Annotated in this window: 7 protein-coding genes; 4 read left to right on the forward strand and 3 right to left on the reverse strand. The window is 64.0% G+C overall.

Annotated features, from left to right (window positions below; translation table 11 throughout):
• Positions 1–6 precede the first annotated feature (6 nt).
• Positions 7–1,176 carry an OpgC family protein gene (locus tag EV665_RS18275; RefSeq protein WP_084438180.1) on the forward strand — a complete coding sequence of 390 codons (1,170 nt, stop codon included), beginning with the start codon at positions 7–9 and terminating at the stop codon, positions 1,174–1,176.
• 9 nt (positions 1,177–1,185) lie between these two features.
• On the opposite strand, the gene EV665_RS18280 is transcribed toward EV665_RS18275, so the two are convergent.
• Positions 1,186–2,943 (reverse strand): glucan ABC transporter ATP-binding protein/ permease, encoded by a 1,758-nt coding sequence (locus EV665_RS18280; protein WP_133035183.1) that lies wholly within the window; start codon positions 2,941–2,943, stop codon positions 1,186–1,188.
• Between the two features lie 301 nt (positions 2,944–3,244).
• Between EV665_RS18280 and EV665_RS18285 the strand changes: the two genes are divergently transcribed.
• The 3 genes from EV665_RS18285 to EV665_RS18295 all read left to right on the forward strand — a co-directional run bounded on the left by EV665_RS18285 (position 3,245) and on the right by EV665_RS18295 (position 8,356).
• On the forward strand, positions 3,245–3,985 hold the full coding sequence (locus EV665_RS18285; protein ID WP_133035184.1) for a LuxR family transcriptional regulator: 741 nt from the start codon (positions 3,245–3,247) through the stop codon (positions 3,983–3,985).
• A gap of 219 nt (positions 3,986–4,204) precedes the next feature.
• The gene (gene pyc, locus EV665_RS18290) at positions 4,205–7,663 is read left to right on the forward strand and encodes a pyruvate carboxylase (protein ID WP_133035185.1); all 3,459 of its coding nucleotides are present in this window, start codon (positions 4,205–4,207) and stop codon (positions 7,661–7,663) included.
• Between the two features lie 141 nt (positions 7,664–7,804).
• Entirely contained in the window at positions 7,805–8,356 is a 552-nt protein-coding gene (locus EV665_RS18295; protein WP_133035186.1) for a GNAT family N-acetyltransferase, read from the forward strand.
• Between the two features lie 4 nt (positions 8,357–8,360).
• On the opposite strand, the gene EV665_RS18300 is transcribed toward EV665_RS18295, so the two are convergent.
• Together EV665_RS18300 and EV665_RS18305 are read right to left on the reverse strand one after the other, a co-directional pair.
• The gene (locus EV665_RS18300) at positions 8,361–8,735 is read right to left on the reverse strand and encodes a DUF2794 domain-containing protein (protein ID WP_133035187.1); all 375 of its coding nucleotides are present in this window, start codon (positions 8,733–8,735) and stop codon (positions 8,361–8,363) included.
• Positions 8,736–9,144: 409 nt separating this feature from the next.
• Positions 9,145–9,909: a DUF1223 domain-containing protein gene (locus EV665_RS18305; protein ID WP_380686620.1), complete on the reverse strand. Its 765-nt coding sequence runs from the start codon at positions 9,907–9,909 to the stop codon at positions 9,145–9,147.
• Positions 9,910–10,174 lie beyond the last annotated feature (265 nt).

The raw sequence follows: 10,174 nt of genomic DNA on the forward strand, positions 1-10,174 counted from the left end.
AGCATCATGACAGACAAATTTGGACCGACAGGCGCCGTGCCGCGGCAACGCGACACGCGCCTCGACGTCTTCCGGGCCCTTGCCCTCCTGACGATCTTCGTCAACCACGTTCCCGGCCAGTATCTGGAACACCTCACGCACAAGAATTTCGGCTTTTCCGATTCGGCGGAAGCGTTCGTGCTGATTTCCGGCATGTCCGTGGGGCTCGCCTATGGATCGCGCTTCGCCATCGGCGAACGCCTTGCGGTGACGCTGCGCATCCTGCGCCGGGCTCTCACGCTCTATGTCGCCCATATCATGACGAGCATCGTCACCTTCGCGATCTTTGCCGGCGGGGCACTGTGGTTCGACCGGCCGGATCTGCTCTCGGAGATCAACCTGCGCGCCGTCGTCGACCGTACGGAACAGGGCGTCGTCAGCATGGTGCTGCTCGGCCATCAGTTCGGCTACAACAACATCCTGTCCATGTATGCCGTCGTCTTCCTGATGCTGCCCGGCTTTCTCTGGCTCTACCGGCGCAGCGCCATGCTGCTGCTCGCCGTGTCCGGCACGCTCTGGCTCTGCGCGGGCGTCTGGCACATCGCGCCGTCGAACTTCCTGGACGACGGCTACTGGTTCCTCAATCCGCTGTCCTGGCAGTTCCTGTTCGTCATCGGCTTCGTCGGCGTGCTGCGGGCGAGGAAAAAGGGGATTGCGCGCAATCCGGTCCTGCTCGCGCTTTCGGCGGCCTATCTCGTCGTCACGATGCTCTGGGTCGTGTTCTCCTGGTGGAGCATCGACTTTTCCTACGGCCTGCCGGCGGTGCTGACGGGCTTCGACAAGACGTTCCTCTCGACGACCCGGCTCCTGCATGTGCTGGCGGGGGCCTATCTCGTGGCGACGATCCCGGTCCTCTCGAACTGGGCCGCGCTGCCGCTCTCCCACCCGCTCGTCGCGATCGGGCGGCATTCGCTCGCCGTCTTCATCTTCGGCACGATCCTCGCCATGGCGGGGCAGGTGATGATGTTCGTTACGGGCAAGAACCCCCTTATCGGCACGCTCTATGTCTTGCTCGGCATCGTGCTGCACTTCGCCTATGCACGCTACCTCGACTGGCAGGCCGCCGTCATCGCCCAGAATGCAAGACGGCAGGGCCTTGGGGCCCTGCCGGTCAAGGGGAGCGATGCTCCGCGGTGACGACGCCGATCAGGCGGCGGTGTGGCTCTTGCGCACGTCGTCGTCGGTCAGGATGCCGCTGGCGCGCAGCAGGGCGGCGAAGCGGCCGTTGCTCTGGCTGAGATCGTTGAACGTGCCCATCTCGGCGATCCTGCCGTGATCCATGAAGACGACGAGGTCGGCCTCGCGGACGGTCGACAGGCGATGCGCGATGATGAAGGTCGTGCGGTTGCGCCGGAGCTGATCGATTGCCGTCTTCACGCGCGCTTCGGTCTCCACGTCGAGCGCGCTGGTCGCCTCGTCGAGCACGAGGATCGGCGCGTTCTTGAGGATGGCGCGGGCAATGGCGATGCGCTGGCGCTCGCCACCCGACAGGCGGTTGCCGCGCTCGCCGACATGGGTCTCGTAGCCGCCCTGGCGCGAGGCGATGAAGTCGCCCGCCGCGGCCGCTTCCGCCGCCGCCTCGATTTCCGCCTGCGTGGCGCCTTCGCGGCCCAGGCGGATATTGTCGGAGATCGAGCGGTTGAGCAGGCCCGCATCCTGGAACACGGTGGCGATCGAGCGACGCAACGACTTGCGCGTCACCGTCGAGATGTCGACGCCGTCGATGAGGATCTGGCCGGACTTCGGCTCGTAGACGCGCTGCAGCAGGTTGACGAGCGTCGTCTTGCCGGCGCCGGTCGGACCGACGATGGCGACGGTCTGGCCTGCCTCCACCGTGAAGGAGACGTCGCTGACGCCCTGGGTGGCATTGGCGAAGTCGAAATTGACGTTGCGGTATTCGACCTTGCCCTTGACCTCGCCGAGATCGCCGGCGCCCGTCGGTTCCTCGCGCTCCTTGACGGCGTCTTCCAGCGTGAAGAAGTCCTCCAGCTTGGCGCGCGCCTCGAAGATCTGCGTGGCGAAGGCCTTCATCTGGTCGAGGCGGCCGATGAGCAGGCCTGCGAAGCCGATGAAGGCGATGACGTCGCCCACCTTGATTTCACCCCGCTGCACCAGAACCGTACCGATGACGAGGATGGTCATCATCGAGATCGTCGAGGCGATGCGGTTCAGCGCGCTCGCCAGCGCCCACCAGTCGAGCACCGGATACTGCGCATTGATCAGCCGCTCGGCAAAGCGCTTCAGCTCCCGCGTTTCGGCTTCGATGCGGTTGTAGCTGTGCACGACCGAGACGTTGCTGATCGAGTCCGACACATGGGCGAAGACGGTGTGATAGTGGTTCTCGACCGAGGCCTGGCCTTCGCGGGTGCGGTTCATCACCACCTTGCCGATGATGACATAGGCAACGCCGAGCACCAAGAGCACCAGCGAGAGACGATAGTCCATCGCAAACGCCGTGGGAATGAGCAGGACGAGCGCGACGGCGGTGGCGAGGTGCGTGCGCATGAATTCGAGCCAGAGGCCGAACAGCGTCTCGCAGGCGCGCAACAGCGTGTGCAGCGCATTGGAGGTGCCGCGCTGGCTATGCCAGGCGAGCGGCATGGAGATGATGCGGCCGAAGGCTTCCGTCAGCAGGCTCGCCCGCCGGCCATGCGCCAGCCGGTCGGCCTCGCGCGCGACGAGCACGAAGGCGATCGTGTTGAACAGGCCGAAGCCCGCCCACAGGAGAAGCATGGGCGTCACGTCGCCCTTGGTGGAAATGGCATCGATGATGCGGCCGAACAGGACCGGCTCGGCAATGGTTATCACCGCGAGCACGATGTTGGCGGCGACGACCGAACCGACGCGGATCTTGTAGACCCCGAGATAGCTGAGGGCTCTTGCATAAACCTGAAACAAAGACACGAATGCGGGCCTTTCCGGCAATACCTGTTATGCGGTGCAGCATTGGCACCTTCCGTCCCTTGGCTCAGCCTATTAATCAGCGGAAGGGGCAAAAGTTCTCCCCGGCCAAGCAAATTTCATGACTCGGCTGAAATCTTGCGTGATTATGCGATTTCAGGCCTGCCATGCGTGCAAAGCGATTGATTTTCGCTCCGCCTTCCTGCCATCTGTCAGATGGGGACAATGAATGGGGCGCTTGGGCCGATTGCGGCCGGGTTCAGCTTTATCAGTTGGTTAACAAAGCTATTCAAGCGCGGGGCACATGAAGATCAACTTGCTGGTGCAGTTTCTTGCACTGATCGACGAGTTGCGCGGCCGGGAGGAAACCACGGCCGAGTTCGAGCGTCTTATCAAGTTGTACGGGTTCGATTACTACGGCCTCCTCCAGGCGCCGAAGCCGGCGGAAGACCCGCCGAGCCTGCTGCTTGCCGGCCATTGGCCCAAGGGCTGGCTCGAAACCTACCTGCGCAAGCGCTACATGCAGGTCGATCCGACGATGCGCTATCTCGGCCATGCGCAGGCGGGCTTCCGCTGGCGCGACACGCTCGGCGCCTTCCGCCTCAGCCCGCACCGCAAGCGCATGGAGCGCATGATGGTGGACGCGCGGCAGAACGGGCTGGAGGATGGATACGTGTTCCCCGTCCACGGTCGTCGGGGACTTCTCGGCAGCCTCAGCCTCGGCGGCAAGCCGATTGACCTGGAAAGCGTGGAAGTCGGCCTGTTCGACGGCATCGCGCGGCGGCTCTACTGGAAGCTCATCCATGCCGCCGATCCGGAGGCCGGCGCCCGCCTTTCCGCCATCGTGGACGTGGAATTGACACGCCGCGAGATGGAGGCGCTCAGCCTCCTGGCCGAAGGCATGACCTCCCATGACATCGGCCGGGTTCTCGGCATTTCCAGCCATACGGTGGACTGGTACATGAACGGCATCCAGAAAAAGCTCGGCGCGCGCAACCGGCACCACGCCATCGCCATCGCCTTCCGGCTGGGGCTCGTCTCCTGAGCCGCCGCGGCTCACCCGGTCTTTGCGAAAACGTTGTATCCGTCTGGTTTTGCGCAATTCCGTTGCGCCATGCCCCGGTGCACCTTTGCGGAACTTGCCCTCCAGGCCGCAAATCTTTCGCCGGATGGCGACTCCAAAATTGAACTTTGAAAATTACCCGCTAATAATCCTCTTCGCGGGTGCAGCATTTCCCGCTTCCAAGTCATTGAGGAGTCCGACTTGCCCATTTCCAAGATCCTTGTCGCCAACCGTTCAGAAATCGCCATCCGCGTGTTCCGCGCGGCCAATGAACTGGGGCTCAAAACGGTCGCGATATGGGCGGAAGAGGACAAACTGGCGCTGCACCGCTTCAAGGCGGACGAGAGCTACCAGATCGGCCGCGGCTCGCATCTGGCCCGCGATCTCGGCCCCATCGAGAGCTATCTTTCGATCGACGAGGTGATCCGTGTCGCCAAGCTTTCCGGGGCGGATGCGATCCATCCGGGCTACGGCCTCTTGTCGGAAAGCCCGGAATTCGTCGATGCCTGCGATGCGGCCGGCATCACCTTCATCGGCCCGCGGCCCGATACGATGCGCCAGCTCGGCAACAAGGTCGCCGCCCGCAACCTCGCCATTTCCGTCGGCGTGCCGGTCGTGCCAGCGACCGAGCCGCTGCCGGACGACGAGAAGGAAATTCATCGCCTCGCCGCCGAGATCGGCTATCCCGTCATGCTCAAGGCCTCGTGGGGCGGCGGCGGGCGCGGCATGCGCGCCATCCGTGATCCGAAGGACCTGATCCGCGAGGTGACGGAAGCCAAGCGCGAGGCCAAGGCTGCCTTCGGCAAGGACGAGGTCTATCTCGAAAAGCTCGTTGAGCGCGCCCGCCACGTCGAAAGCCAGATCCTCGGCGACACGCACGGCAATGTCGTGCATCTCTTCGAGCGCGACTGCTCCATCCAGCGCCGCAACCAGAAGGTCGTCGAGCGCGCGCCCGCGCCCTATCTTTCGGATGCGCAGCGCCAGGAACTGGCCGACTATTCGCTGAAGATCGCCCGCGCGACGAATTACATCGGCGCCGGCACGGTCGAGTACCTGATGGATGCCGACACGGGAAAATTCTACTTCATCGAGGTCAACCCGCGCATCCAGGTGGAGCACACCGTCACGGAGGTCGTGACCGGCATCGACATCGTCAAGGCGCAGATCCACATCCTCGACGGCGAGGCGATCGGCACGCCGCAATCGGGCGTGCCGAAGCAGGAGGATATCCACCTCAACGGCCATGCGCTCCAGTGCCGCATCACCACGGAAGACCCGGAACAGAACTTCATTCCCGACTACGGCCGCATCACCGGCTACCGCTCGGCTTCCGGCTTCGGCATCCGCCTTGATGGCGGCACGGCCTATCCGGGCGCGGTCATCACCCGCTTCTACGATCCGCTGCTCGTCAAGGTCACCGCCTGGGCGCCGAACCCGGTCGAGGCGATCACCCGCATGGACCGCGCGCTGCGCGAGTTCCGCATCCGCGGCGTTGCCACCAACCTCACCTTCCTGGAAGCCATCATCGGCCACGAGAAATTCCGCGATAACAGCTACACGACCCGCTTCATCGACACGACGCCGGAACTCTTCCAGCAGGTGAAGCGCCAGGACCGCGCGACGAAGCTGCTCACCTACCTCGCCGACGTCACCGTCAACGGCCATCCAGAGGCCAAGGGCCGTCCGAAGCCGCCGGCCGACGTCGCCAAGCCCGTTGTGCCCTTCATCGAGGGCGACATTCCCGCCGGCACCAAGCAGAAGCTCGACGAACTCGGGCCGAAGAAGTTCGCCGAATGGCTGCGCGCCGAAAGCCGCGTCCTCCTCACCGACACGACCATGCGCGACGGCCACCAGTCTCTGCTGGCAACCCGCATGCGCACCCACGACATCGCCCGCGTCGCCGGTACCTATGCGCGCGCCCTGCCGCAGCTCTTCTCGCTCGAATGTTGGGGCGGCGCCACCTTCGACGTCTCCATGCGCTTCCTGACGGAAGATCCGTGGGATCGTCTTGCCCGCATCCGCGAGGACGCACCGAACCTGCTGCTCCAGATGCTGCTGCGCGGGGCAAACGGCGTCGGCTACAAGAACTATCCCGATAATGTCGTGAAGTACTTCGTGCGCCAGGCGGCCAAGGGCGGCATCGACGTCTTCCGCGTCTTCGACTGCCTCAACTGGGTCGACAACATGCGCGTCTCGATGGACGCCGTCGCCGAGGAGAACCGCATCTGCGAGGCGGCGATCTGCTACACGGGCGACCTCCTCAATTCCGCCCGCCCGAAATACGATCTCAAGTACTATACCAACCTCGCCGGCGAGCTGGAAAAGGCCGGTGCGCACATGATCGCGCTGAAGGACATGGCGGGCCTCCTGAAGCCCACCGCCGCCCGCGTGCTGTTCAAGGCGCTGCGTGAAGCCACCGACCTGCCGATCCATTTCCACACCCACGATACGTCGGGCATCGCCGCGGCCACCGTGCTCGCCGCCGTCGAATCCGGCGTCGACGTGGTGGATGCGGCGATGGATGCGCTGTCGGGCAACACGTCGCAGCCTTGCCTCGGCTCGATCGTCGAGGCGCTGAAGGGGTCGGAGCGCGATCCGGGCCTCGATCCCGAATGGATCCGCCGCATCTCCTTCTACTGGGAGGCCGTGCGCTTCCAGTACGCCGCCTTCGAAAGCGACCTCAAGGGGCCGGCCTCGGAGGTCTATCTCCATGAAATGCCGGGCGGCCAGTTCACCAACCTCAAGGAACAGGCCCGCTCGCTCGGGCTCGAAACCAAGTGGCACAAGGTCGCCCAGGCCTATGCCGATGCCAACCAGATGTTCGGCGACATCGTCAAGGTGACGCCGTCCTCCAAGGTGGTGGGCGACATGGCGCTGATGATGGTCAGCCAGGACCTCACCGTTGCCGACGTGGAGAATCCGGCCAAGGACATCGCCTTCCCGGAATCGGTCGTCTCGATGCTGAAGGGCGATCTCGGCCAGCCTCCGGGCGGCTGGCCGGCGGGCCTGCAGAAGAAGGCGCTGAAGGGCGAAGAGCCCTATACGGCCGTTCCCGGCTCGCTGCTGCCACCGGCCGATCTCGATGCCGAGCGTAAGGCCATTGAGGACAAGCTGGAGCGCAAGGTCGACGATTTCGAGTTCGCCTCCTATCTCATGTATCCGAAGGTCTTCACCGACTATGCGCTGGCCGCCGATACCTACGGCCCGGTCAGCGTGCTGCCGACGCCGGCCTATTTCTACGGCCTTGCCCCCGGCGAGGAGCTTCAGCCGGAACTGGAGAAGGGCGTCTCCCTCGTCATCCTGCACCAGGCGAAAAGCGAGCCGGATGCACAGGGCATGGTGAAGGTGTTCTTCGAGCTGAACGGCCAGCCGCGCCTCATCAAGGTGCCGGACCGCAATCGCGCCGCCACCTCGGCCGTGCGCCGCAAGGCCGACATCGGCAATGCCGCTCATCTCGGCGCGCCGATGCCGGGCGTCATCTCGACGGTCTCGGTCTCGGCCGGCCAACAGGTCAAGGCCGGCGACGTGCTGCTCTCCATCGAGGCGATGAAGATGGAAACGGCGCTGCATGCGGAAAAGGACGGCACGATCTCGGAGGTCCTCGTCAAAGCGGGCGATCAGATCGACGCCAAGGACCTGCTCGTCGTCTTCGGCGCCTGACCGGCGGGGCAGGGTCGTAGAATCGCGAAAGGATGTGGGATGGAGGCTCCATTCCACATCCTTCTCTTGTTTTCAGGCCGTTTCGGACGCAAAACCAGCGCTTGCTTTTCCCGAAATCGCCTTTGAGACCCTGAGGCTTCCATGAGCTTCGTCATCCGCACCGCCGCCCTCGGCGACATCGCCGCCTTCACCGAAATCTACCGCGAATCCGTGCTGAACGGGGTGGCGAGCTACGAGATCGATCCGCCGTCGCTCGACGAGATGGAGGCGCGCTTCAAGGCGATCACCGGCAAGGGCTATCCCTATATCGTCGCGGTGGAGCAGACCGGCCTCATCCTCGGTTATGCCTATGCGTCGGCCTTCCGCACACGGCCGGCCTATCGCTGGCTCGTCGAGGATTCGGTCTATCTGGCGCCGGAAGCGCGCGGCAAGGGTGTCGGAAAGGCGCTGCTGGCGGAGCTCATCCGCCGCTGCACGGCGCTCGGCTTCCGGCAGATGGTGGCGGTCATCGGCGGGGCGCATCCGGCCTCGATCGCCGTGCACAGCGCTTTGGGCTTCGCGCATAGCGGCCGGATGACGGCGACCGGCTTCAAGCACGGGCGCTGGCTCGACACGGTCTTCATGCAGCGCGCGCTCGGCGAGGGTGCGCAAACCGAGCCGTCGGCGACGGATTTTTCGGGAACGATGGCGTAACGGTTCACGTCTCGACGAGACGGAGCACCTTGTCGAAGATCTTCAGCACCTGTTTCAGCTCGTGGCCGCGCTTCAGGATGGTGCCATGCGTGTTGATCACGCTGTAGGCACCCTGCTTGGCGGCGAGCTTCGGGTTCTTCTCGATGCGGTAGAGCGGCATTTCGCCGGAGCGCTTGAAGACGGAGAACACGGCCCTGTCGCGCAGGTGGTCGATGGCGTAGTCGCGCCATTCCCCTTCGCCGACCATGCGGCCATAGACCCAGAGGATTGCGTCGAGTTCCCGTCGATGGAAGGTTACCGGCAAGGGGGCCCTGCTGTTTCGGTAATCCAGCAGGTCGACCACGACGTTGGAAGCCTGCAAATCCGGCTGATCTGTCATCGGTTCTCCGCGCTTCGTCCATGACGACTCGGTGACAGTGTGCCTGAGCGGTGTCGAAATGCAAGGCGGATGGACAGGGCGGACGTTCTCGCAAAAATCCGTCTCGCCGCAATTCAGACAAACAGACGCCCAAATTACAGGAGAGAGTTCGCCGGTCGCAGCTTGTACCGGCCCGCTGCCTTGTGCGGGAAGCGGCTGGTACGGGAAGCGTCTGCCGAAGTCACCCTGTATTCCGTTGCCGGTGACTTCGTCCAGGTCCGGTCCGTCTTTCTTCGAACCCTCAAGCCCCAAGCCCCTCGAAGAAGCCGGACCGGACCTCCCCTGGAACGCTCGCGCGCTCCAGGGTGTTCGTTTTTCTCCATGCTGTTTCCGCAAGGCCGCTGCAGGCGCTGCACAGGGTGCAGTTGTCCTAGCGCGAAGCCTTGTCGCCCGTCAGCACCGTCGCGCCCAGGATGGCGCCGGGCGTATCGGCCGTGCGCATGCGCTGGAGCAGCACGGCGCAGCCGCCGGACTTCTTTTTCTTCTTCAGCATGTCGGCGGGCAGCACCAGGTTGGTCTCCTTGCCCTCCCACATGCCGATCGTCTCCATGTCGGTGACGGCGTGCCAGTAGTTCACGATCTTGCCGCGGTTCTCGCCCTTTTCGATGTTGATCGTGCGCTCGCGCTCGAAATAGGCGATGACGATATTGGCCTTGCCTTCGCCGCCGCCAACGCGAATGCGCAGCTCGTCGTTCTTCACCTCGACGTCGACGGGCACCTGGAGGCCCTTGTTCTCGCCGGGCATCGCGCTGATCCGCGATCGGATGCCGGTGATGTCGGCGCCGTTGATGTGCTCACGGCCGTTCAGCACGGCCTGCGGCGTATAGACGCCGTTGCGGCCGAACATGCGGGCATAGGCATATTGCCGGTCGGTATTGTCCTTGGAAGCGAGCGTGTCGGCCCAGCCGAGATAGTTCCAGTAGTCGACATGATAGGAGAGCGCGACGACCTCGCCCTCGCGCGCCAGCGTCTCCAGCGCCTTGTCGGCGGGCGGGCAGGACGAACAACCCTGGCTGGTGAAAAGCTCGACGACGCCCTTCGGCCGAACGGTTTCTCCGGCAAGGGCAGCGTCAATGCCGGCTCCCAACATCAGCAGGATCGCCAGACAGTGCGGTATGTGCGGTCTCGGCATGATCAATTCCAGTGGAGCGCCGGCAAATGCCAGCCTTTTGAGCCCGTCATACGCGCTTGCCGCTTCAACAGGAAGTCACGATGGAGTGAAACCGATAGTGGAGATTTCCGGTCCTGAAAACGGAAAATGCCGGGGCGAAAGCCCCGGCATTTCATCGTTCAAGCGGAAATCGCTCAGGCGGCGAGGTCTCTGAGGACGGTTTGCAGGATGCCGCCGTTGTTCATGTATGTGACCTCGTCGAGGGTATCGATGCGGCAGAGCAGCGGGA

Source organism: Shinella granuli, from assembly GCF_004341885.1.
GTDB lineage: Bacteria > Pseudomonadota > Alphaproteobacteria > Rhizobiales > Rhizobiaceae > Shinella > Shinella granuli.